Annotated in this window: 20 protein-coding genes; 10 read left to right on the forward strand and 10 right to left on the reverse strand. The window is 69.4% G+C overall.

All coding sequences use genetic code 11. The annotated features are described in order from the left end of the window. Window positions 1-120: 120 nt before the first annotated feature. On the reverse strand, window positions 121-540 hold the full coding sequence (locus ACIQ8B_RS03530) for a heme-binding protein (protein ID WP_106413419.1): 420 nt from the start codon (window positions 538-540) through the stop codon (window positions 121-123). 103 nt (window positions 541-643) lie between these two features. Further along, window positions 644-1,852, reverse strand: coding sequence for an MFS transporter (locus ACIQ8B_RS03535; RefSeq protein ID WP_403544966.1), 1,209 nt, complete (start codon window positions 1,850-1,852; stop codon window positions 644-646). 141 nt (window positions 1,853-1,993) lie between these two features. On the opposite strand from ACIQ8B_RS03535, the gene ACIQ8B_RS03540 reads away from it, so the two are divergent. Further along, window positions 1,994-2,458, forward strand: a complete 465-nt coding sequence (locus tag ACIQ8B_RS03540; protein WP_290002292.1) for a MarR family winged helix-turn-helix transcriptional regulator — start codon at window positions 1,994-1,996, stop codon at window positions 2,456-2,458. Window positions 2,459-2,468: 10 nt separating this feature from the next. Continuing rightward, entirely contained in the window at window positions 2,469-2,921 is a 453-nt protein-coding gene (locus tag ACIQ8B_RS03545) for a GNAT family N-acetyltransferase (protein ID WP_290002295.1), read from the forward strand. A gap of 86 nt (window positions 2,922-3,007) precedes the next feature. On the opposite strand, the gene ACIQ8B_RS03550 is transcribed toward ACIQ8B_RS03545, so the two are convergent. Then, the gene (locus tag ACIQ8B_RS03550; RefSeq protein WP_403544968.1) at window positions 3,008-4,393 is read right to left on the reverse strand and encodes a serine hydrolase domain-containing protein; all 1,386 of its coding nucleotides are present in this window, start codon (window positions 4,391-4,393) and stop codon (window positions 3,008-3,010) included. A 324-nt stretch (window positions 4,394-4,717) separates the two neighbouring features. Here ACIQ8B_RS03550 and ACIQ8B_RS03555 point away from each other — a divergent pair, with 324 nt between their 5' ends. Next, window positions 4,718-5,560 (forward strand): phosphotransferase family protein, encoded by an 843-nt coding sequence (locus ACIQ8B_RS03555; RefSeq protein ID WP_403544970.1) that lies wholly within the window; start codon window positions 4,718-4,720, stop codon window positions 5,558-5,560. Between the two features lie 103 nt (window positions 5,561-5,663). Here ACIQ8B_RS03555 and dnaB read toward each other — a convergent pair whose 3' ends face one another. Next, a complete protein-coding gene (dnaB, locus tag ACIQ8B_RS03560; RefSeq protein ID WP_106413415.1) occupies window positions 5,664-7,142 on the reverse strand; it encodes a replicative DNA helicase in 1,479 nt (492 codons plus the stop codon). A 461-nt stretch (window positions 7,143-7,603) separates the two neighbouring features. Between dnaB and ACIQ8B_RS03565 the strand changes: the two genes are divergently transcribed. After that, window positions 7,604-8,941, forward strand: coding sequence for an MATE family efflux transporter (locus ACIQ8B_RS03565; protein ID WP_403544972.1), 1,338 nt, complete (start codon window positions 7,604-7,606; stop codon window positions 8,939-8,941). Window positions 8,942-9,067: 126 nt separating this feature from the next. Here ACIQ8B_RS03565 and rplI read toward each other — a convergent pair whose 3' ends face one another. The 4 genes from rplI to rpsF form a co-directional block, all read right to left on the reverse strand. Continuing rightward, window positions 9,068-9,514 carry a 50S ribosomal protein L9 gene (gene rplI, locus ACIQ8B_RS03570; protein ID WP_106413413.1) on the reverse strand — a complete coding sequence of 149 codons (447 nt, stop codon included), beginning with the start codon at window positions 9,512-9,514 and terminating at the stop codon, window positions 9,068-9,070. 18 nt (window positions 9,515-9,532) lie between these two features. Further along, window positions 9,533-9,769 carry a 30S ribosomal protein S18 gene (rpsR, locus tag ACIQ8B_RS03575; protein ID WP_003949403.1) on the reverse strand — a complete coding sequence of 79 codons (237 nt, stop codon included), beginning with the start codon at window positions 9,767-9,769 and terminating at the stop codon, window positions 9,533-9,535. Window positions 9,770-9,812: 43 nt separating this feature from the next. Then, window positions 9,813-10,391: a single-stranded DNA-binding protein gene (locus ACIQ8B_RS03580; RefSeq protein ID WP_403544975.1), complete on the reverse strand. Its 579-nt coding sequence runs from the start codon at window positions 10,389-10,391 to the stop codon at window positions 9,813-9,815. A gap of 75 nt (window positions 10,392-10,466) precedes the next feature. Next, a complete protein-coding gene (gene rpsF / locus ACIQ8B_RS03585) occupies window positions 10,467-10,757 on the reverse strand; it encodes a 30S ribosomal protein S6 (protein ID WP_004985983.1) in 291 nt (96 codons plus the stop codon). 314 nt (window positions 10,758-11,071) lie between these two features. Here rpsF and ACIQ8B_RS03590 point away from each other — a divergent pair, with 314 nt between their 5' ends. From ACIQ8B_RS03590 to ACIQ8B_RS03600, 3 genes are all read left to right on the forward strand, one after another. Next, on the forward strand, window positions 11,072-11,386 hold the full coding sequence (locus ACIQ8B_RS03590; protein WP_106413412.1) for a hypothetical protein: 315 nt from the start codon (window positions 11,072-11,074) through the stop codon (window positions 11,384-11,386). A 164-nt stretch (window positions 11,387-11,550) separates the two neighbouring features. Then, the gene (gene femX / locus ACIQ8B_RS03595) at window positions 11,551-12,672 is read left to right on the forward strand and encodes a peptidoglycan bridge formation glycyltransferase FemX (protein WP_106413411.1); all 1,122 of its coding nucleotides are present in this window, start codon (window positions 11,551-11,553) and stop codon (window positions 12,670-12,672) included. A gap of 101 nt (window positions 12,673-12,773) precedes the next feature. Further along, a complete protein-coding gene (locus ACIQ8B_RS03600) occupies window positions 12,774-13,805 on the forward strand; it encodes an alanine racemase (protein WP_106413410.1) in 1,032 nt (343 codons plus the stop codon). A 94-nt stretch (window positions 13,806-13,899) separates the two neighbouring features. Here ACIQ8B_RS03600 and ACIQ8B_RS03605 read toward each other — a convergent pair whose 3' ends face one another. Next, a complete protein-coding gene (locus ACIQ8B_RS03605) occupies window positions 13,900-15,408 on the reverse strand; it encodes a glycosyltransferase family 87 protein (RefSeq protein WP_403544978.1) in 1,509 nt (502 codons plus the stop codon). 99 nt (window positions 15,409-15,507) lie between these two features. After that, window positions 15,508-17,793, reverse strand: a complete 2,286-nt coding sequence (locus tag ACIQ8B_RS03610) for a transglycosylase domain-containing protein (RefSeq protein WP_403544980.1) — start codon at window positions 17,791-17,793, stop codon at window positions 15,508-15,510. Between the two features lie 717 nt (window positions 17,794-18,510). On the opposite strand from ACIQ8B_RS03610, the gene ACIQ8B_RS03615 reads away from it, so the two are divergent. From ACIQ8B_RS03615 to ACIQ8B_RS03625, 3 genes are all read left to right on the forward strand, one after another. Beyond that, complete coding sequence (locus tag ACIQ8B_RS03615) at window positions 18,511-19,194, forward strand: PadR family transcriptional regulator (RefSeq protein ID WP_290002327.1); 684 nt, start codon at window positions 18,511-18,513, stop codon at window positions 19,192-19,194. A 43-nt stretch (window positions 19,195-19,237) separates the two neighbouring features. Further along, complete coding sequence (locus ACIQ8B_RS03620; RefSeq protein WP_106413406.1) at window positions 19,238-20,320, forward strand: inositol-3-phosphate synthase; 1,083 nt, start codon at window positions 19,238-19,240, stop codon at window positions 20,318-20,320. Window positions 20,321-20,400: 80 nt separating this feature from the next. Beyond that, window positions 20,401-21,663, forward strand: a complete 1,263-nt coding sequence (locus ACIQ8B_RS03625) for an MFS transporter (RefSeq protein WP_403544982.1) — start codon at window positions 20,401-20,403, stop codon at window positions 21,661-21,663. Window positions 21,664-21,689 lie beyond the last annotated feature (26 nt).

Here is a 21,689-nt window from a genome sequence, read left to right on the forward strand (position 1 = left end):
GCAGACGGCGACGCCGGTCCCGCGTGCCTGCGGGACCGGCGTCGCCGTGCGATGCGCCGTACGGGCGTTGCCACGCCTTGTACGGCTGCGCCATACGTCGTGCGGGGTTGGTGTCCCTCGTCAGGCGAGGGACTCCACAGCGGCGGTGGCGAAGCCGTGGTCCTGCTCCGGGGCGCCGCCGCCGACGCCCACGGCGCCGATCAGCCGGCCGTCACGCCGTACAGGCACGCCGCCGGCGATGAAGAGCAGCGGCCGGTCGAGGGCGGTGGGCAGGGTGTGGAAGAGCCCGCCGGGCTGCACGGCGTCCACCAGGTCGGCGGTGGGCGTGTTCAGCTGCAGCGCGGTGTAGGCCTTGCGCGTGCTGGTCTCACCGGAGATCAGCACAGCTCGGTCGTCCCGGCGGAATGCGAGCAGGTGCCCGCCCGCGTCGAGGACGGTCACGCTGACGGTGACACCGGCCTTCTCGGCGGCCTCGACCGCGGCGGTGACGAGGGCTTCGGCGTCCGTGGTGGTCAGCGGGGCGACGGCAGTGGTGGTCATGAGGTGGTTCTCCTAGCGGTTCGTGCGGTGTCCGTCGTGACGGACGGGAGGGGAGCTGTGGGCGCGGGGACGGCCCTGGCCCCGCGCCCGGCGGCGCCTCGGGTCAGCGCGTGGCAACGGTCGGCCGCTCCGCGGGGGCCGTGCCGGCGACCGGTGTACCGGCCGCGCGCTCGCGGCGCTCGAGGCCGGCCGAGAGGACGGCGAGCGCCAGGGCAGCCGCGGCGAGGACGGCGCCGACCCAGTTGGGGGCGGTGTAGCCGAACCCGGCGGCGATCACCAGGCCGCCCAGCCAGGCGGACAGCGCGTTGCCCAGGTTGAAGGCGCCGATGTTGAGCGCCGAGGCCAGGGTGGGAGCGCCGTGCGCGTGGTCCAGGACCCGCTTCTGCAGCGGGGGGACGGTGGCGAAGCCGAGTGCGCCGACGAGGGCGATGGTGACGGCCGCGGCGATCTTGTTGTGGGCGGTCAGGGTGAACAGCGCCAGGACGGCGGCGAGGGCCCCGAGGGACACGTACAGCATCGGCATCAGGGCGCGGTCGGCGTACTTGCCGCCGACGAGGTTGCCGCCGACCATGCCGAGGCCGAACAGCACCAGCAGCCAGGTGACGGAGCCGTCGGCGAAGCCCGCGACGTGCGTCATCATCGGCGCGATGTAGGTGATCGCCGCGAAGACGCCGCCGAAGCCGAGCACGGTCATCGCCATGGCGAGCAGGACCTGCACGTTCTTCAGGGCGGCCAGTTCGTGGCGCAGCCGCACGCCCTCGGGCTTGGGCATGTCGGGCACCAGCTTGGCGACGCCCAGCAGGCCGACCACGCCGAGCGCGGCGACGATGCCGAAGGTGACGCGCCATCCGAGGGACTGGCCGACCAGGGTGCCCAGCGGCACGCCGACGACGTTGGCGACGGTGAGACCGGTGAACATCAGAGAAATGGCGCCGGCCCGCTTGTCGGGGGCGACCAGGTCGGCGGCGACGACGGAGCCGATGCCGAAGAAGGCGCCGTGGGCCAGGGACGCGACCACCCGTCCGGTCAGCATGAGGCCGAAGGTGGGGGCCAGCGCCGAGAGCAGGTTCCCGACGACGAAGAGGCCCATCAGCAGCATCAGCATGCGCTTCCGGGAGATCTTGGTGCCGAGCACGGTCATCAGGGGGGCGCCGAACATGACACCCAGGGCGTAGCCGGTCACCAGGTAACCGGCGGTGGGGATGGAGACACCGAAGTCGCCCGCGACCTCGGGCAGCAAGCCCATGATCACGAATTCGGTGGTGCCGATCCCGAAGGCCCCGATCGCGAGGGCCAGAAGCGCGAGAGGCATGAGGGAACAGACCTTCCGGAGATTGCGGGAGCGCTTAACGAGACTCGACAATAGTTGCAGACGCGGGATACTTGCAAGCGCGGGATATTTCGTCTGTGCTCTACCCTGGTGTCAGACGCTGCTGGACGGAGGAATCACCCCATGACAGCCACGGATCCCGCACTCACCGCCCTCGCCCAGGGCTGGTGCGCTCTCTCGCTGCTGCACGGGAGGATCGAGACCCACATCGAACGCGCCCTGCAGGCCCGGCACGATTTGAGCGTGCGGGAGTACTCCCTGCTCGACGTGTTGAGCCGGCAGCACGCCGGCGAGGGCGGCCATCTGCAGATGAAGCAGGTCGCCGACGCGGTCGTGCTCAGCCAGAGCGCCACCACCCGGCTGGTCACCCGGCTCGAGGACCGCGGTCTTCTGGAGCGCTACCTCTGTCCCACCGACCGGCGCGGCATCTACACCGACGTCACCGAGGCCGGCCTCAAGCTGCTGGAAGAGGCCCGGCCCACCAACGACACCGCGCTGCGCGAGGCGCTCGACGAGGCGGCGAAGAACCCCGACCTCGCCCCGCTGGTCCGCGTCGTGGAGACGCTGAAGGCGCCGGTGCCCGCATAGGGTGCGCGGCATGGGAGACCTTGAGATACGGCCCGCGACCACCGACGACGTCCTGGCGATCGTCGCCATGCTGGCGGACGACCCGCTGGGTGCGCGACGCGAGTCACCTGACGACCTCGCACCCTACTTGACCGCGATGGACCGGCTGCGTGCCGACCCGAACCAGCACCTTGTCGTCGCCGTCCGGGGAGGGCGGGTCGTCGGGACGCTCCAGCTCACCATCATTCCCGGACTGTCCCGGCGAGGCGCCACGCGGTCGATCATCGAGGGCGTGCGCGTCCATGCGGACGAACGCGGCAGCGGTCTGGGCAGCCGGATGATGGAGTGGGCGATCGACACCTCTCGCCGCGAGGGCTGCCGGCTGGTCCAGCTGACCTCGGACAACACCCGCACCGACGCCCACCGCTTCTACGAGCGGCTCGGCTTCACGGCCTCGCATGTGGGCTTCAAGCTGGCTCTGTGAGAAAAGCGGCCGTGTTTCACGTGAAACACGGCCGCTTGCGTGCGTCCGGTAAGCCACCGGACCCGGTCGGGTCCACGGGCCGCCGACTACGGGATGCCCTGCCACCCCTCCGTGTCCACGCCGCCGGGCACCGGGACGCCCTCCTCGTACGGCTGCCGGGTGAACACGAACGAGCCGAGGTCGAGATGGCTGACCGAGCCGTCCGGACGCCGCACGGGCTTCAGCACCTCCCCGGCGTAGTAGCCCTCGAGCCCCACCCAGCCGCCGGAGCCGTCCGGACGGAAGCGTGAGCGCCGCCCCTTCCCGGAGAGCGGCTCCAGCGCGAGCAGCCCGTCGGCCGACAGCCGCAGCCCGAAGGCGTACGTCCCCCAGTACCACTGGCCCACCAGGCCGAGCACGGCGGAATCGGCCTCCCGGAGCGGCCGCCAGGGTGCGGGGATGCGGGGTTCCGCCTCCGCGACGATCCGCACCAGGTCCGCGGCGACCGTGAACGGAGCGGGCCCGGAGGTGCAGTTGGCGAGGACCACCGCGCTGACGTCGTCCGCGAGGCCCATCGTGAGGCAGGCCAGGAACCCGGGGAGTGAGCCGGTGTGCCCGACGAGCCCCCTGCCGTGCTGATGGCGCAGCTCCAGGCCCAGGCCGTACGCGTAACCGTCGGCCACGTCCGCCGCCTCGGCCGGCGCCGCCGGCGTCCGCATCTCCCGCACCGACTCGGCGCTCAGTACCCGCTCGTCCCCCGCGGCCAGGAAGGCCGCGAAGCGGGCCAGGTCACCGGTGGTGGACCACAGCTGTCCTGCGGGAGCCATCACGCCCAGGTGCTCCAGCGGTTCGGGCTGCATCACGTCGGCCCACGGATGCACGGCCCAGCCGCCCGCGTGCGGCGCCACGGGCTCCACGGTCGTGCGGCGCAGCCCCAGAGGGTCGAGCACCTCTCGCCACAGGACGTCCGCCCACGGCGCCCCGCGGAGCTTCCCGACCAGCGCGCCGAGGAGCGCGTACCCGGGGTTCGAGTAGTGGAAGCGCCGCCCCACCGGGTGAACCAGGGGACGCTCGCCGAGGACGTCGGCGAGTGCGGGGCGCAGGGAGCCGGGGGTCCGCTCCCACCAAGGGCCGGGCGTCTCGGCGGCCAGTCCGGCGCGGTGCGCGAGCAGGTCGACGACGGTCACCTCGCCCACGCCGGTGCCCGGCAGGTGCTTCTCCAGCGGGTCGGCGAGGTCGAGCAGACCCTCGTCCCGCAACCGCAGCACCAGAACGGCGGTGAAGGTCTTGGTGATCGAGCCGATCCGGTACTGGACGTCATCGTCCGGGACCTCCCCCTCCACCGAGGTCCGGGCCCCGCTCCACACGGTCCTTCCGCCCCGCACCACGGCCGCGACGAGCGACGGCGCCCGCCCTTCGCTCTGCGCGACGGCGATCCGGTGCAGCAGCGCGCGCCGCGTACTGGGCAGCAGTTCTTCCTGGGGTGACGTCATGCCACCAGTTCAGCAGGTACGTCAGATCCGCGCGGCGGCGACCGGCCCCGTGAGAGCACCACCCTGCCGAGAACGGCGGATGACGTCCTGCCCGGGGCCTGTACGCGACCGCGTCTGTAACGACCGTTGCCGGCCACCGGTCACAAGGTCGGCCGAATGAATTCCCCAGCCCGTGCGGGTTCTGCTTTGCGATGCTTATCGCCGGGTCCGGGGTCCGAGGTCCGAGGTCCGAGGTCCGAGGTCCGACCGATGCTCATGAAGACCTCGGGGACGTCGCTGTTGTCCCCGGGCGTGCAGGCGTACTCAACGATGAGGGGGAACGCTATGGAGCCGTCAGAACTCCGCCGAGCAATGGCGGCAGGACGGGCGACCGCTTCGGCTCTGGGACTTCAGGCCGACGACGCCGTCGTCGTCCACGACTCGGACCGGGTCGCGCTGCGCCTGGTCCCTTGTGATGTTCTCGCCCGGGTCGCGCCTTCGGGGCATCTGGCTGATTCCGAGTTCGAAGTGGAGGTCGCCCACCGTCTCGCCGACGTCGACGCCCCGGTGGCCGAGCTCGATCCTCGGATCCAGCCCCGCATCCATGTGCGTGACGCCTTCGCCATCTCGCTCTGGACCTACTACGAACCTGTGGGGTCAGAGATCGCGCCGGCCGACTACGCAGACGTGCTGATGCGGCACCATGCCGCCCTGCGCCAGATCGATCTGGACGCACCGCATTTCACCGACCGAGTCGCCGCGGCGCTGAAAGAGGTGAACGACCCGGAACGATCCCCCGAGCTACCTGACTCCGACCGGGAGCTCCTCAGCACCACGCTCGAGGGCCTGAGCGCCACGATCAGCTGCGACAGAACCGGCGACCAGCTGCTGCATGGCGAGCCGCATCCGGGCAACCTCCTCAACACGAGGCGAGGACCGCTTCTCGTGGACCTCGCCACGTGCTGCCGTGGGCCGATCGAGTTCGACCTCGCCCATGCTCCTGAGGAAGTGGGGGAGCACTATGCGGGGGCTGACCACGGCCTGGTTCAGCGGTGCCGCGCCCTGAACTGGGCGATGTTCTCGGCCTGGCGCTGGCGCCGAGCCGACCAGATGCCTGACCGGGGCCACTGGAGGGTGGAGGGGCTCCACCGGGTCCGTGCCGCACTCGATCGCTGCGCACGGGGCTGAGCTGGAGGAAAAAGGGCTTCCGTCCCGTCCCCTTCACCCCACGCAGTGGCCATCGCTGAGCGGGAAGCGGCCACGGGATCCGGAAACCCGCGCCGGCCGTCGCTCAGGTCTGCGCCATGTCGACGAAGCGGGAGTAGTGGCCCTGGAAGGCGACCGTGATGGTCGCCGTCGGGCCGTTTCGGTGCTTGGCGACGATCAGGTCGGCCTCGCCGGCGCGCGGGGACTCCTTCTCGTAGGCGTCCTCGCGGTGCAGCAGGATGACCATGTCGGCGTCCTGCTCGATGGAGCCCGACTCGCGCAGGTCGGAGACCATCGGCTTCTTGTCCGTGCGCTGCTCGGGACCTCGGTTCAGCTGCGACAGCGCGATGACCGGGATTTCCAGTTCCTTGGCGAGCAGTTTGAGGTTACGGGACATGTCCGAGACCTCCTGCTGCCGGCTCTCGGCCCGCTTGGAACCGCCCGACTGCATGAGCTGGAGGTAGTCGATGACCACCAGCTTGAGGTCGTTGCGCTGCTTGAGCCGCCGGCACTTGGCGCGGATCTCCATCATCGACAGGTTGGGCGAGTCGTCGATGTAGAGCGGCGCGGCCGAGACGTCCGGCATCCGGCGGGCCAGGCGGGTCCAGTCCTCGTCGGTCATCGTGCCGGACCGCATGTGGTGCAGGGCGACGCGGGCCTCCGCGGACAGCAGACGCATCGCGATCTCGTTGCGGCCCATCTCGAGCGAGAAGATGACGCTGGGCAGGTTGTTCTTGATGGAGGCGGCCCGCGCGAAGTCCAGCGCGAGCGTCGACTTGCCCATCGCGGGACGCGCGGCGATGACGATCATCTGACCGGGGTGCAGCCCGTTGGTGAGCGAGTCGAAGTCGGTGAACCCGGTGGGGACGCCCGTCATCTCGCCGCTGCGTGACCCGATCGCCTCGATCTCGTCGAGGGCGCCCTCCATGATGTCGCCGAGCGGCAGGTAGTCCTCGCTGGTGCGCTGCTCGGTGACGGCGTAGATCTCCGCCTGGGCGCGGTTGACGATCTCGTCGACGTCGTCGTCGGCCGCATATCCCATCTGCGTGATGCGCGTGCCCGCCTCGACCAGGCGGCGCAGCACCGCCCGCTCGTGCACGATCTCCGCGTAGTACGCCGCGTTGGCCGCTGTCGGCACCGTCTGCACGAGGGTGTGCAGGTACGACGCCCCGCCGACCTTGTTGATCTCACCGCGCTTGGTCAGCTCGGCGGCGATGGTGATCGGGTCGGCCGGCTCGCCCTTGGCGTAGACGTCGAGGATCGCGGTGTAGATGGTCTCGTGGGCCGGTTTGTAGAAGTCGTGGCCCTTGAGGATCTCGACGACGTCGGCGATGGCGTCCTTGGACAGCAGCATGCCGCCCAGCACGGACTGCTCGGCCTCCAGGTCCTGGGGCGGGACCCGCTCGAAGGCGGAGCCCGGGCCGTCCCACACTCCCCGGTCCGGGCCGCGGTCGTGCTGCTCGTCGCGGCCCCTGCCGTGATCACCCGTGCGGCGGGAGGCGGGCAGACGATCACTGGGACCGCTGTCGGCCCAGGGGTCGTCCAAGGGCTCGGAAATGCTCACCGAGCCACCTCCTCCCGTCCGCCGGAGCGGATCTCGCCGTGCGTCTCAGTTCTACGGCACGGCACTGACAGATAAGGGGGGCCGACTCCGCTTGTCGGACGCCGGTTTTGTGACGTTTCCGGATCCGGTGGACGGAGCAGGCGCCGGACCACCGTAGGCCCGTCGGCACCGTCAGCCAATCTGGTTATCCACAGGCCGTGTGGACGACTGGCCCAGAGCTGTGGAGAACTCCGCGAAACCTGTGCACGAGCCGGTGGACAGCGCTGTGAACAAGCCCTTGAACACCCTGTGAAGAACACTCTGACCTGCTTCTTTGCCATCCACCGGCTGTGCAGAAGAAAAACTTCCCCACACGGATCAAGATCGGTTCAACAGGTGTACACAACCCCACACCCTGAGCCACGAGGTAAGGGTCACAATCAGTTGGCATCTCTTACCTGTGGATGATTAGATTGGTGCACATGACACAGGCTCCCGCGCGCCCCAAGGCCGCCCGCCGTCGGCACGACCGAGAGATCGTCCTGCTGGCCGTCCCGGCCTTCGGCGCCCTCGTCGCCGAGCCTCTTTTCGTCATGGCGGACAGCGCCATCGTCGGCCATCTCGGCACGGCACAACTCGCCGGACTCGGCGTCGCGTCGGCCCTCCTGGTGACCGCGGTGAGCGTCTTCGTCTTCCTCGCCTACGCCACCACGGCGGCCGTCGCCCGGCGGGTGGGCGCCGGTGACCTCCCCGCCGCGATCCGTCAGGGCATCGACGGCATCTGGCTGGCCCTGCTGCTCGGCGCCGCCGTCATGGCTGCCGTCCTCCCCACGGCACCCGCGCTCGTGAACCTCTTCGGGGCCTCCGAGACCGCCGCCCCGTACGCCACCACCTATCTGCGGATCTCGGCGCTCGGCATCCCGGCCATGCTGATCGTGCTCGCGGCCACCGGTGTGCTCCGCGGACTGCAGGACACCCGGACCCCGCTGTACGTGGCGGTCGCCGGCTTCGTCGCCAACGGCATCCTCAACGTCGTCCTGGTCTACGGCGCCGGCCTCGGCATCGCCGGGTCCGCCTGGGGCACGGTCATCGCGCAGTGCGGCATGGCCATGGTCTATCTGGGCGTGGTGCTGCGGGGCGCACGTCGGCACGGGGCTTCTCTGCGGCCGGACGTCGCCGGAATCCGGGCCTCGGCCCAGGCGGGCGCTCCCCTTCTGGTGAGGACGCTCTCGCTGCGGGCGATCCTGATGATCACGACGGCGGTGGCCGCCCGTCTGGGAGACTCCGACATCGCGGCCCACCAGATCATCCTCTCCCTGTGGAGCCTGCTCGCCTTCGCCCTCGACGCCATCGCCATCGCGGGGCAGGCCATCATCGGGCGTTATCTGGGAGCCGGTGACGCCCAAGGTGCGCGGGACGTGTGCCGCCGCATGGTCGAGTGGGGTGTGGCCGTCGGTGTCCTTCTGGGCATGCTCGTCGTCCTGGCCCGCCCGGTGTTCCTGTCACTCTTCACCAGCGACGCCGCCGTGAAGGACGCGGCGCTGCCCGCCCTGGTGATCGTGGCCTTGTCCCAGCCGATCTGCGGCATCGTCTTCGTCCTGGACGGCGTCCTGATGGGCGCGGGCGACGGGCCGTACCTGGCCTGGGCGATGCTGGTCACCCTCGCGGTGTTCACCCCGGCCGCCCTGCTGGTGCCCGTTCTCGGAGGTGGACTCACCGCGCTGTGGGCCACGATGACACTGATGATGACCGTGCGGATGCTGACCCTGTGGCTGCGTTCACGCTCGGGCCGCTGGGTCGTCACGGGCGCCGCGCGCTGAGCGTTTCACGTGGAACACCGCTCTCAGGACGGTTTCACGTGAACCGTGAAACACCGCACCCATGCGACGGGGGCCGCACCCTGACGGATGCGGCCCCCGTGCTCACTGCTTCAGCGAGCGCTGCCCTCAGGCGGCGACGACCTCGATGTTGACCGTGGCGGCAACCTCGGGGTGCAGACGCACCGACGTCTCGTGGGCGCCCAGCGTCTTGATCGGCGAACCGAGCTCGATGCGGCGCTTGTCGACCTCGGGACCACCGGCAGCCTTGATCGCCGAAGCGATGTCGGCCGGGGTGACGGAACCGAAGAGACGGCCGGCGTCGCCGGAGCGGACGGCCAGGCGGACCTTGACGCCCTCGAGCTGGGCTTTCACCTGGTTGGCCTGCTCGATGGTGTGGATCTCGTGGATCTTGCGAGCACGACGGATCTGCTCGACGTCCTTCTCGCCACCCTTGGTCCAGCGGATCGCGAGCTTCCGCGGAACCAGGTAGTTGCGAGCGTAGCCGTCCTTGACGTCGACGACGTCGCCCGCGGCGCCGAGGCCGGAGACCTCGTGGGTGAGGATGATCTTCATGAGTGGGTCACCCTTCCCTTATCGCGCGGTGGAGGTGTAGGGCAGCAGCGCCATCTCACGGCTGTTCTTCACGGCCGTGGCGACGTCACGCTGGTGCTGCGTGCAGTTGCCGGTCACGCGGCGGGCACGGATCTTGCCGCGGTCGGAAATGAACTTCCGCAGCATGTTCGTGTCCTTGTAGTCCACGTACGTGACCTTGTCCTTGCAGAACGCGCAGACCTTCTTCTTAGGCTTGCGCACAGGCGGCTTCGCCATGGTGTTTCTCCTGTGTGATCAAGAAGTGTGGGTACGGCCCGCCCTAGAAGGGGGGCTCGTCCGAGTAGCCGCCGCCGCTGCCGCCGGAGCCACCGCCCCAGCCGCCGCCGCCCTGCTGACCACCGGCGGGAGCACCGGTCGCCCACGGGTCGTCCGCGGGAGCGCCGCCGCCCTGCTGGCCGCCGCCGGGGCCGCCGCCCCAGCCGCCGCCCTGGCCGCCGCCGCCACCGCCGCCGTAGCCGCCCTGGCCACCGCGGCCGGTGGTCTTGGTGACCTTGGCCGTGGCGTTGCGCAGGCTGGCGCCGACTTCCTCGACGTCCAGCTCGTAGACCGTGCGCTTGACGCCCTCACGGTCCTCGTAGGACCGCTGCTTCAGCCGGCCCTGCACGATGACGCGCATGCCTCGCTGGAGCGACTCGGCGACGTTCTCCGCCGCCTGACGCCAGACGGAGCAGGTCAGGAACAGGCTCTCGCCGTCCTTCCACTCGTTCGTCTGACGGTCGAAGGTGCGGGGGGTCGACGCGACACGGAACTTCGCGACGGCCGCACCGGACGGGGTGAAGCGCAGCTCGGGGTCGTCGACAAGATTGCCGACGACCGTGATGACGGTCTCGCCTGCCATGGGGGAACCTCTCGGCGGGTTTGCTGCTGGCTGCTTGCTGCTACTCGGATCCCGGGATCAACCGAGCGGAGACGCTCAGTGGGTCTCGGGACGGAGGACCTTGGTCCGGAGGACCGACTCGTTCAGGTTCATCTGGCGGTCGAGCTCCTTGACGACCGCAGGCTCGGCCTGCAGGTCGATGACCGAGTAGATGCCCTCGGGCTTCTTCTTGATCTCGTACGAGAGACGACGACGGCCCCAGGTGTCGACCTTCTCGACCTTTCCGCCGCCGTCACGGACGACAGAGAGGAAGTTCTCGATCAGCGGGGAGACAGCGCGCTCCTCGAGATCGGGGTCGAGGATGACCATCACCTCGTAGTGACGCATGTGGAACCCACCTCCTTTGGACTCAGCGGCCACGGTCGTTCCGTGGCAGGAGGGTCGTGATGCGTTGCGCAACGATGTCTGTCAGTAGAACAGCCGCCACTGACAATCGAGCCGGGCGGCGGTCCGCCGGGCCGGACGGAGGGGCCATGACCCGCTCCTGCTCCCGCCTGGCTCTGTCCGGACAGACACCGGTGCAGACGCTACAGAGTACCCGCACAGCGGCTTCCGGTTGAAATCTGGCCGTGAAGCCCGTCAATCTGGACACATCGGGTGTGTACGGCGCTACGATGCGCCGCCCTTCGCAGGAGGTGCCCATGGCACAGGCAATGCGACCCAATACCGCCGGCGGACTCTTCGCCACCGACGGCAAGCCCCACCCGCTCCAGTACACCCTGCTCGCGGTGACCCTGGTGCTGGGGCTCACGTCCTTCATCTCGGCGCAGTTCCACGACCTGCACCTGCTCAGCTCCTGGACCGGCCTGGTGGGCCTCCTCACCGGGGCGTACGGCCAGTGGATCTCCGTCACGACGCGTGAGCGGTTCGGGCTGATCCTGGGCCTCGGCCTCGCGGGGATCGGGTTCTTCCTGGGCATGGCGCGCGGCGGCCTCTTCGGCGGAGTCATCGCCTGACGTCCGCACCCCCCAACCGCACATCGTCGAGGGCCCCGGCCGACGGCCGGCCGGGGCCGAGGTCCCGTGCGCCCAACCGGGCCGCACCCGAGGCGCAGTAGGCTTCGCGCGAGAGCCGGAGCCCCTGAACCCATGGGGACACACCAGCCCGAGGAGCGCCCCGAATGAGCCTGACCCTGAGGACCATCAGTCGCGAGCAGCATCTGGCGTACATCCAGAGCCTGCCGTCGGCGAGCCACATGCAGGTCCCGGCCTGGGCAGACGTCAAGGCGGAGTGGCGCTCCGAGAACCTCGGCTGGTTCGACGACCGCACCGGCGAGATGGTCGGCGCCGGTCTGGTGCTCTACCGGCAGCTGCCCAAGATCAAGCGTTACCTCGCCTACCTGCCCGAGGGCCCGGTCATCAACTGGTTCGCGCCGAACCTCCAGGAGTGGATCGAGCCGATGCTCGCCCACCTGAAGCAGCAGGGCGCCTTCTCCGTGAAGATGGGCCCGCCGGTGATCATCCGGCGCTGGGAGGCCGCGACCATCAAGCGGGGCATCCAGGACCAGGACGTCAAGCGTCTGCGCGACCTGGAGGCCGACTTCATCGAGCCCCGCGCCTTCGAGGTCGCGGACAAGCTGCGCCGTATGGGCTGGCAGCAGGGCGAGGACGGCGGCGCCGGCTTCGGCGACGTCCAGCCGCGCTACGTCTACCAGGTGCCGCTGGCGAACCGCTCGCTCGAAGAGGTCCACAAGAACTTCAACCAGCTGTGGCGCCGCAACATCAAGAAGGCCGAGAAGGCCGGCGTCGAGGTCGTACAGGGCGGCTACGACGACCTGCCCGAGTGGCAGCGTCTGTACGAGATCACGGCCGTGCGCGACCGCTTCCGGCCGCGCCCGCTGTCGTACTTCCAGCGGATGTGGGCGGCCCTCAACACCGAGGACCCCAACCGCATGCGGCTGTACTTCGCGCGGCACAACGGCGTGAACCTGTCCGCGGCGACCATGCTGATCGTCGGCGGGCACGTCTGGTACTCCTACGGCGCCTCCGACAACATCGGTCGCGAGGTCCGTCCCTCCAACGCGATGCAGTGGCGGATGCTGCGCGACGCCTACGCGCTCGGCGCCACCGTCTACGACCTGCGCGGCATCTCCGACTCGCTGGACGAGACCGACCACCTCTTCGGTCTGATCCAGTTCAAGGTCGGCACCGGCGGCCAGGCGGCCGAGTATCTCGGCGAGTGGGACTTCCCGCTCAACAAGCTGCTCCACAAGGCGCTCGACATCTACATGTCGCGCCGCTGACCCGCGCTTCGCCGCAGTATGCGTCTCCGTAGCCCCGACGGCTTCGTCGCCTCCCATACCTTTGTTACACCGCAGCCACGAGAAAGGTTCCAGGTCCGGCCATGGCGCTCACGCTCTACGTCGACACCGCGCGCTGGCGGGCGCATCACAAGCACGTGCAGGAGCAGTTCCCGGGGCTCGTCCCCGTCTGCAAGGGCAACGGCTACGGCTTCGGCCACGAGCGGCTCGCCGAGGAGGCCACCCGGCTGGGCACGGACGTCCTGGCCGTCGGCACGACGTACGAGGCCGCGCGGATCAAGGACTGGTTCGGCGGTGACCTGCTGGTGCTGACGCCGTACCGGCGCGGCGAGGAGCCCGTGCCGCTGCCCGACCGGGTCATCCGCTCGGTGTCGTCGGTCGACGGCGTGTACGGCCTGGTCGGCGCCCGCGTCGTCATCGAGGTCATGTCCTCGATGAAGCGGCACGGCATCAGCGAGCAGGACCTGCCCCAGCTGCACGCCGCGATAGAGAACGTCCGGCTGGAGGGCTTCGCCCTCCACCTCCCGCTGGACCGCACCGACGGGTCCGACGCCGTCGAGGAGGTCATCGGCTGGATGGACCGTCTGCGGGCGGCCCGTCTGCCGCTGCACACGATGTTCGTCAGCCACCTCAAGGCCGACGAACTCGCCCGCCTCCAGCAGCAGTTCCCGCAGACCCGTTTCCGCGCCCGGATCGGCACCCGGCTCTGGCTCGGGGACCACGAGGCGACCGAGTACCGCGGCGCGGTCCTGGACGTCACGCGCGTCGTCAAGGGCGACCGGTTCGGCTACCGGCAGCAGAAGGCCGCCTCCGACGGCTTCCTGGTGGTCGTGGCGGGCGGGACGTCCCACGGGGTGGGTCTGGAGGCCCCCAAGGCTCTGCACGGCGTCATGCCGCGCGCCAAGGGCGTCGCCCGGGCCGGCCTCGCGACCGTCAACCGGAACCTCTCGCCGTTCGTGTGGGCGGGCAAGCAGCGCTGGTTCGCCGAGCCGCCGCACATGCAGGTGTCCATCCTGTTCGTGCCGGCCGACGCCCCGGAGCCCAAGGTCGGCGAGGAACTGGTGGCCCATCTGCGGCACACCACCACGCAGTTCGACCGGCTCGTCGACCGCTGAGACGACGCCGGGACCACGCGAAGGGCCGTGCACGGATTTCCGTGCACGGCCCTTCGCGTGGTCCCGGGACGACCGCCCGAGGACGGCGGTTCGCTCAGAGCGAACCTCCCTGGGCCCCTGTTCCGCCCCAGTCGACCTGGGGCCCCTCGGAGTGGGTCGCGTGCCGCGCGGGACGCGCCACGGGGCCGAGCACGAAGACGTCCTCGGCGCCGTCCAGAACGCCCCCCGAGGGGTCGTCACCGCCGGAGCGGCGCACCGGGTCCCGGTCCGGCATCAGGATGTCGCGGACGATCATGACGCAGAGGTAGAGCGTCCCCGCCAGGTGCACGCCGACGGCCCAGTGGTAGCCGTCGGTGGGCAGCCCCTTGTGGGCGTCCCCGCTGGTCGTGTACGCGAGGTACATCCAGATGCCCAGGAAGTACGCCACCTCGCAGGCCTGCCAGATCAGGAAGTCCCGCCACTTGGGCCGGGCGAGCGCCGCGAGCGGCACCAGCCACAGCACGTACTGCGGCGAGTAGACCTTGTTGGTGAGGATGAACGCCGCGACGATCAGGAAGGCCAGCTGCGCGAAGCGCGGCCGGCGCGGAGCCGTGAGCGTCAGGGCCGCCACGCCCGCGCAGCACAGCAGCATCAGCAGTGTCGCGAGGGTGTTGACCGTCTCGGTGGCGAGCGGGTCGTCCGAGTTCTGGGCCAGGATCAGCCAGAACGAACCGAAGTCGACGCCGCGTTCCTGGCTGAACGTGTAGAACTTCGACCAGCCGTCGAAGGCGAACAGCATCACCGGCCCGTTCACGACGATCCAGGCGACGGCGGCCCCGGCGAGCGCCGTGCCGTACTGCCGCCACCGGCCCGCGCGCCAGCACAGCACGAGCAGCGGCCCGAGGAGCAGCACGGGATAGAGCTTGGCGGCCGTGGCGAGGCCCAGCAGGACACCGAAGGCGAGGGCACGCCCCCGCGACCACATCAGCATCGCGGCGGCCGTCAGAGCGACCGCCAGCAGGTCCCAGTTGATGGTGGCGGTCAGCGCGAAGGCCGGGGCGAGGGCGACGAGCAGGCCGTCCCAGGGACGCCGCGCGTGGGTGCGCGTCACGCACACGGCGATGACGGCCGCGCACGCCATGAGCATCCCGGCGTTGACCATCCAGTACCACTGTGCCTGGTCCTGGATGCTGCCGCTGCCCGGGGTGAGCCAGGCGGCCACCTCCATGAACACGCCCGTCAGCACCGGGTACTCGAGGTACTCCATGTCTCCGGGGAGCCGGTCGAAGTACGGCACCAGCCCGTCGGCGAAGCCACGCCCCTGGTACAGGTGCGGGATGTCCGAGTAGCAGGCGTGCGTGTACTGCGAACTGGCACCGAAGAACCAGGCGCCTTTGTAGCAGGGCGCCTTCTGCACCAGTCCGAGCGCGAACACACCGATCGCCACGAGCGCGATCACCCGCACCGGGGTCCACCAGGATCTGCCGAGCAGGGCGCGCCGACCGATCGGTCCCCCGATCAGCTCGCTGCCGGCCGCCGCGACCCGGTCCTCCTCCGTCGGCCGCACCGAGTCCGGCTCGTGGACGCTCGCTTGCGTCGTTTTTCCACTGGGCATGCCGCACATCCTGCCGTACCTGCCCGGTGATACGGCGAGGGCCGCCGTACCCGTCGGGTACGGCGGCCCCTGTTTCACGTGAAACACCCCTACCGGGCGGGGAACGGCTCAGCCGTCGGTGCCTCCGAGGAAGCTGCTGCCGTTGCCACCGCCCCTGGACCCGCCGGGGTCCTCGGACTCGGAGGGGTCGGGCGACGTGGTCACGCCTCCGTCGGTGCCTCCGTTGTCACCGCCACCGTTCTCGGTCCCGCCGTCCTCTTCCTCCTCGTCCCGGCAACGGAAGTCGAACGGCCCGCAGGTCTCTGTCTCCGTGGGCGACGGCGAAGTGGTCACCGTCTCCGTGGGCGTCGGAGTCGCCGACGGCGTCGTCTCCTCGGTCTCCGTGACGGTCGGGGTGGGCGACGGGGCGCCGATGCCGTCGGCGACCTCACCGATCTTCTCGGCCTTGGGGAATCCGGGGTCGGGCTCGCCCTTCAGCGCGATCTTCATGAACTCGGTCCACACCTCGGTGGGGATGTCACCACCGTGGATCGAGTCCTTGCCCGCCGTGCCGTTCATGGAGAGCAGCTTGTGGCTCTCGGGGTCCTCACGGAACATCGCGACCGCGGTCGACAACTGCTGGGTGTAGCCGACGAACCAGGCCGACTTGTTCTCGTCCGTGGTACCCGTCTTGCCGGCCGCCCGCCGCCCCAGCTCCTTGGCGTACTGGGCCGTACCGTTCTCGATCACGTTCTCGAGCACGTCGGTGACGTTGTTCGCCACGTTCTCGGGCATCGCCTGCTCCACCCGCGGCTTCTCGAAGCCGGGGAGCTCCGAGCCCCGGTGCTTGACCATGGTCACCGAGTACGGGTCGGCCTGCTTGCCGGACGCCGCGAACGTCGCGTACGCGTCCGCCATGCGGATCGCGCTGGGCGTGGACGTACCGAGCGCGAACGAGGCGTTCAGTCCGGCGAAGCTGTCCTTGAGGATGCCGGACCTCTCGGCGACGTCCGCCACCTTCTTCATCCCCACGTCCATGCCGAGCTGCACGAACGGGGTGTTGACCGACTGCTCCATCGCCTTCCTGAGGCTGATGTAGCCCCACGGGTGGTCGCTCTCGTTCTTCTGGAGGAACGGCGTGTTGTCCTTCTTGAGGACGTAGGAGCCGTCGTTGTTCAGAATCTTCAGCTTGTCGTTGCCGTTGTATTTGCTGGCCGGTGAGACGCCCACACCGTTGGTCTTGTACGTGCCGTGCTGCATCGCGGCGGCGAGCACGAAGGGCTTCCACGTCGAACCGACGGGGACACCCTGGGTGTCGGCGTTGTTGTTGAAGTGGCCGTTCTCGAAGCCGGCGCCGCCGTACAGGGCAACGATCGCGCCGTCCTCGGGCTTCACCGTGGCCGCGCCGAACTGGACGTGCTGGTCCTTCTCGCGCTTCGGGTCGATGTTCTCCTTCTCGACCTTCCGCACCGCCTTGGCCAGCGCATCGACCTTGGACTTCTCGAAGGTCGTGTAGATCTGGTAGCCGCCCTGGTCGAACTGCGCCTCCGTGAGGTCGGAGTTCTTCAGGACGTACCGCTTCGCCGTGTCGACCAGGTAGCTGATCTGGCCGGTCATGCCCTTGATCGCCTTGCGGCCCTGGGGCATGGGGTACTTCTTGATCGCCTGCTGGTACTCCGCGGTGGAGAGGCGTTCGTCGGTGTGCATCTGCTCGAGGATCCAGGCCCAGCGCTCCTCGGAACGCTCGCGGTTCGCCTGGGGCGTGGCCGAGCTGTCGATGCTCTGGTTGCCGGCCGGGTCGTAGTACGTCGGGCCCTTGAGCAGGGCCGCGAGGAAGGCGCACTCGCTCGGTGTGAGGTCGACCGCGTCCTTGCCGTAGTACGTCTGGGCAGCGGCCTGGATTCCGTAGGCGCCACGCCCGTAGTAGGAGGTGTTCAGGTAGCCCTGGAGGATCTCGTCCTTGGAGAGCTTGGCGCCCACCTTGATCGAGATGAACATCTCCTTGAACTTCCGGGAGAGCGTCTGTTCCTGGGACAGGTAGTTGTTCTTCACGAACTGCTGGGTGATCGTCGAACCACCCTGGGTGTCACCGCCGCGCGCCATGTTGCCGAGCGCACGGGCGATGCCCATGGGGTCGATGCCCGAGTCGGTGTAGAAGCTCTTGTTCTCGGCCGAGATCACCGCCCAGCGCATGGCCTCGGGGATCCGGTCGAGGGTGACGTTCTGCCGGTTCTGGCCGCTGCCCGTGGCGACCATCTGACTGCCGTCCGCCCAGTAGTAGACATTGTTCTCGGACAACGCCATGGCGTTCTCCTCGCTGGGGACGCTCACCATCGCGTACCCGATCCCCGCTACGGCGACGAGACTGCCGAAGAAGGCGAGGCACAGGCCGGACACGAACTTCCAGGACGGCATCCAGCGGCGCCAGCCGTCCTTGTCGTGGCGCGGATAGTCGATGACTCTCTTCTTGGCCGGAGGGGCCGCGCGTCCGCGTCCGGGCCCGGCGGCGCGGCGGGACCCTCCCCGCTGTGCCGCACGCCGCGCCTCGGCACGACTGCCGTACGGGCGGGCCTCATCCCCCGCGCCGCGGGCGCCCGACCCGTAGGCATCGGACGCAGATCCGGTGGCGCCTCGCGGTGCCGCTCGGCGGCCGGAGGACGAGCCGGACTGGCCGCGTCGGGCCGCGGCACGTCCGCCTCCCTGCGGCTGCGGCGGTTTGCGACGGTGCTCGCTCATCGAACGACTACTCCTCGGGCAGGCGCACCTCTGCGCGCCTGGAAACGGCGGCTGGTTTCCGGTCCCCCTGAAGTACGGATGCGGCGCTCGGCGCATTCACCCGTACCGCACCGGGGACAGGGACGCCCCCAGTCGTCACTCGGTTCCCGGTGGTCTGCATGGCGCACAGACTACGCACCGCCAAAACCCACCGGGCCCAGAAGTTCACCTCAAATCAGGCAACTTGCTCGCAACGAAACGGTGATGTGATCCCGTTCACCCTCCCCCCTCTTGTCGCACCCGGAAGGTCGTTCTATCGTCGTGATGTATCGAGTCGATACATCAGCTCGACATAAAGGCGGCTCCGAGCCGCACACGAGCCCGTCGCGGCGCGACCGGGGCAGAGGGGAGGCGACGATGAGCCGGCGTTCCGGAATCCTCGAGTTCGCCGTACTCGGCCTGCTCCGCGAGGCTCCGATGCACGGGTACGAGCTGCGCAAACGACTCAATACGTCACTGGGTGTGTTCCGTGCGTTCAGTTACGGGACGCTCTATCCCTGCCTCAAGACGCTGGTCGCCAACGGCTGGTTGATCGAGGAACCGGGGAACACCACCGAGGACGCCCTCGCCGCTCCGCTGACGGGGCGCCGCGCCAAGATCGTCTACCGGCTGACTGCGGAGGGCAAGGAGCACTTCGAGCAGCTGCTCGCCCAGACGGGACCGGACGCGTACGAGGACGAGACGTTCGCCGCGCGGTTCGCCTTCTTCGGGCAGACGTCGCGCGACGTCCGCATGCGCGTGCTGGAAGGCCGCCGCAGCCGGCTGGAGGAGCGCCTCGAGAAGATGCGTGCCTCCTTTGCCCGGACCCGGGAGCGCCTCGACGACTACACGCTTGAGCTCCAGCGCCACGGGATGGAGTCCGTGGAGCGCGAAGTGCGCTGGCTGAACGAGCTCATCGAGAGCGAGCGGGCCGGCCGGGACCTCAAGGGGTCCGCCGCCGGGGGGCCCGCTCAGCAGGACACCACATCTGGAGCGACGGGCGACCTGCCCCGGTCCGGGGACGACCCCCGGCCGGATACGCCCGGCGACACCGCCACGTGAGAGCCCGCAAGGGCCTCACTCGTACACACAGGGAGCAACCGGAATGGGTTCGGTTCGCGTAGCCATCGTCGGCGTGGGCAACTGCGCCGCATCGCTGGTGCAGGGAGTCGAGTACTACAAGGACGCCGACCCGGCGTCCAAGGTGCCGGGCCTGATGCACGTCCAGTTCGGCGACTACCACGTCGGTGACGTCGAATTCGTCGCCGCCTTCGACGTGGACGCCAAGAAGGTCGGTCTCGACCTCGCGGACGCCATCGGCGCCTCCGAGAACAACACCATCAAGATCTGCGACGTTCCCCGCACCGGCGTGACGGTCCAGCGCGGCCACACGCTCGACGGTCTCGGCAAGTACTACCGCGAGACCATCGAGGAGTCCGCCGAGGAGCCCGTCGACGTCGTGCAGGTCCTCAAGGACAAGCAGGTCGACGTCCTCGTCTGCTACCTGCCCGTCGGCTCCGAGGACGCGGCGAAGTTCTACGCCCAGTGCGCCATCGACGCCAAGGTCGCCTTCGTCAACGCCCTTCCGGTCTTCATCGCCGGCACCAAGGAGTGGGCGGACAAGTTCACCGAGGCGGGCGTCCCGATCGTCGGCGACGACATCAAGTCGCAGGTCGGCGCCACCATCACGCACCGCGTCATGGCGAAGCTGTTCGAGGACCGGGGTGTCGTCCTGGACCGCACGATGCAGCTGAACGTCGGCGGCAACATGGACTTCAAGAACATGCTCGAGCGCGACCGCCTCGAGTCGAAGAAGATCTCGAAGACCCAGGCCGTCACCTCGCAGATCCCCGACCGGGAGCTCGGCGAGAAGAACGTCCACATCGGCCCGTCCGACTACGTCGCCTGGCTGGACGACCGCAAGTGGGCCTACGTCCGCCTCGAGGGCCGCGCGTTCGGTGACGTCCCGCTGAACCTGGAGTACAAGCTCGAGGTCTGGGACTCCCCGAACTCCGCCGGTGTCATCATCGACGCCCTGCGCGCCGCGAAGATCGCCAAGGACCGGGGCGTCGGCGGCCCCATCCTGTCGGCCTCCTCGTACTTCATGAAGTCGCCGCCGGTGCAGTACTTCGACGACCAGGCCCGTGAGAACGTCGAGAAGTTCATCAAGGGAGAGGTCGAGCGCTAGAAGCGCGACCACAGCGGGCAGTCGGGGGGTCTCCGGGTCGTGTGTCCCGGAGACCCCCGTCGTATGTGAGGCTGTGCCCCATGGCTGTCGTCCGTGACCTGCGCGTTCTGTTGCGCTTCCAGGGCTTCCGGCGCCTGCTCGCCGTCCGGCTGCTCTCCCAGGGCGCCGACGGGGTCTTCCAGGTCGCGCTCGCCGCCTACGTCGTCTTCTCCCCGGAACGGCAGACCTCGGCCGCGGCCATCGCCTCGGCGATGGCCGTCCTGCTCCTGCCCTACTCCGCCGTCGGCCCCTTCGCCGGCGTCCTGCTGGACCGCTGGCGCCGCCGCCAGGTCTTCCTCCACGGCAATCTGCTGCGCGCCCTGATGGCGTCGGTGACCGCCGTCCTGATCCTCGTCCGGGTCCCCGACTGGCTTCTGTTCGTGGCCGCGCTGTGCGTCACCGGCGTCAACCGCTTCGTCCTCGCCGGGCTCTCCGCCGCGCTGCCCCGTGTGGTGGACACCGAACGGCTGGTCATCGCCAACTCCCTCTCCCCGACCGCCGGGACGCTCGCCGCGACCGCGGGCGGCGGCCTGGCCTTCGTGGTCCGGCTGGTCGTCTCCGACTCGGACGCGGCCGTCGTGCTCGTGGGCGCCGCCCTCTACCTGTGCGCGGCACTGGCGGCCCTGCGCATCGCCAGGGAACTGCTCGGCCCGGACCGCGCTCCGGTACGTCCCCGGCTGGCCACGGCTCTCTCCGGCACGGTCGGCGGCCTGGCCGCGGGCATACGTCATCTCGCGGCCCCAGCGCGCAGGGACGCCGCCTGGGCGCTCACGGCGATGTTCCTCATGCGCTTCTGCTACGGCGGAATGCTCGTCATGCTGCTGATGCTGTGCCGGTACCACCTGACGTCGACCACGGACGAGGGACTCGCCCTGCTGGGGCTGGCGTTGGGGGTGTCCGGCGCCGGTTTCTTCGCCGCGGCCGTGCTGACGCCGTGGGCCGCGGGGCGGGTGGGACCCGGCCGCTGGATCGTGCTGTGCGCCGCTGCGGCGGCCGTGCTGGAGCCGGCGTTCGGCCTGCCCTTCGCCTCCGGCCCGCTGCTGGCCGGGGCGTTCGTCCTCGGCCTGAGCACCCAGGGAGCGAAGATCGCCACGGACACCATCGTCCAGGCCTCCGTGCACGACGATTACCGTGGCCGGATCTTCTCGGTCTACGACGTGCTGTTCAACGTGGCGTTCGTCGGCGCTGCGGCCGTTGCCGCCCTGGTGCTCCCTTCGGACGGCCGTTCGGTCACGCTGGTGGTAACAATTGCCGTTATCTACGGAGCGGTTGCGGTGACTATGGCTCGTTTTGGACGTCAGTAAGTGTCACATCAGTGCCACAGAGCCAA

The organism is Streptomyces sp. NPDC096105, from assembly GCF_044763335.1.
In the GTDB taxonomy this organism is placed as follows: Bacteria; Actinomycetota; Actinomycetes; order Streptomycetales; family Streptomycetaceae; genus Streptomyces.

What these genes read in the sequence shown, in the direction of transcription:
- ACIQ8B_RS03530 (WP_106413419.1), bottom strand. Translation starts at nt 540, where the DNA reads ATGACCACCACTGCCGTCGCCCCGCTGACCACCACGGACGCCGAAGCC.
- ACIQ8B_RS03535 (WP_403544966.1), bottom strand. Translation starts at nt 1,852, where the DNA reads ATGCCTCTCGCGCTTCTGGCCCTCGCGATCGGGGCCTTCGGGATCGGC.
- ACIQ8B_RS03540 (WP_290002292.1), top strand. Translation starts at nt 1,994, where the DNA reads ATGACAGCCACGGATCCCGCACTCACCGCCCTCGCCCAGGGCTGGTGC.
- ACIQ8B_RS03545 (WP_290002295.1), top strand. Translation starts at nt 2,469, where the DNA reads ATGGGAGACCTTGAGATACGGCCCGCGACCACCGACGACGTCCTGGCG.
- ACIQ8B_RS03550 (WP_403544968.1), bottom strand. Translation starts at nt 4,393, where the DNA reads ATGACGTCACCCCAGGAAGAACTGCTGCCCAGTACGCGGCGCGCGCTG.
- ACIQ8B_RS03555 (WP_403544970.1), top strand. Translation starts at nt 4,718, where the DNA reads ATGGAGCCGTCAGAACTCCGCCGAGCAATGGCGGCAGGACGGGCGACC.
- ACIQ8B_RS03565 (WP_403544972.1), top strand. Translation starts at nt 7,604, where the DNA reads ATGACACAGGCTCCCGCGCGCCCCAAGGCCGCCCGCCGTCGGCACGAC.
- rplI (WP_106413413.1), bottom strand. Translation starts at nt 9,514, where the DNA reads ATGAAGATCATCCTCACCCACGAGGTCTCCGGCCTCGGCGCCGCGGGC.
- rpsR (WP_003949403.1), bottom strand. Translation starts at nt 9,769, where the DNA reads ATGGCGAAGCCGCCTGTGCGCAAGCCTAAGAAGAAGGTCTGCGCGTTC.
- ACIQ8B_RS03580 (WP_403544975.1), bottom strand. Translation starts at nt 10,391, where the DNA reads ATGGCAGGCGAGACCGTCATCACGGTCGTCGGCAATCTTGTCGACGAC.
- rpsF (WP_004985983.1), bottom strand. Translation starts at nt 10,757, where the DNA reads ATGCGTCACTACGAGGTGATGGTCATCCTCGACCCCGATCTCGAGGAG.
- ACIQ8B_RS03590 (WP_106413412.1), top strand. Translation starts at nt 11,072, where the DNA reads ATGGCACAGGCAATGCGACCCAATACCGCCGGCGGACTCTTCGCCACC.
- femX (WP_106413411.1), top strand. Translation starts at nt 11,551, where the DNA reads ATGAGCCTGACCCTGAGGACCATCAGTCGCGAGCAGCATCTGGCGTAC.
- ACIQ8B_RS03600 (WP_106413410.1), top strand. Translation starts at nt 12,774, where the DNA reads ATGGCGCTCACGCTCTACGTCGACACCGCGCGCTGGCGGGCGCATCAC.
- ACIQ8B_RS03605 (WP_403544978.1), bottom strand. Translation starts at nt 15,408, where the DNA reads ATGTGCGGCATGCCCAGTGGAAAAACGACGCAAGCGAGCGTCCACGAG.
- ACIQ8B_RS03610 (WP_403544980.1), bottom strand. Translation starts at nt 17,793, where the DNA reads ATGCCGTCCTGGAAGTTCGTGTCCGGCCTGTGCCTCGCCTTCTTCGGC.
- ACIQ8B_RS03615 (WP_290002327.1), top strand. Translation starts at nt 18,511, where the DNA reads ATGAGCCGGCGTTCCGGAATCCTCGAGTTCGCCGTACTCGGCCTGCTC.
- ACIQ8B_RS03620 (WP_106413406.1), top strand. Translation starts at nt 19,238, where the DNA reads ATGGGTTCGGTTCGCGTAGCCATCGTCGGCGTGGGCAACTGCGCCGCA.
- ACIQ8B_RS03625 (WP_403544982.1), top strand. Translation starts at nt 20,401, where the DNA reads ATGGCTGTCGTCCGTGACCTGCGCGTTCTGTTGCGCTTCCAGGGCTTC.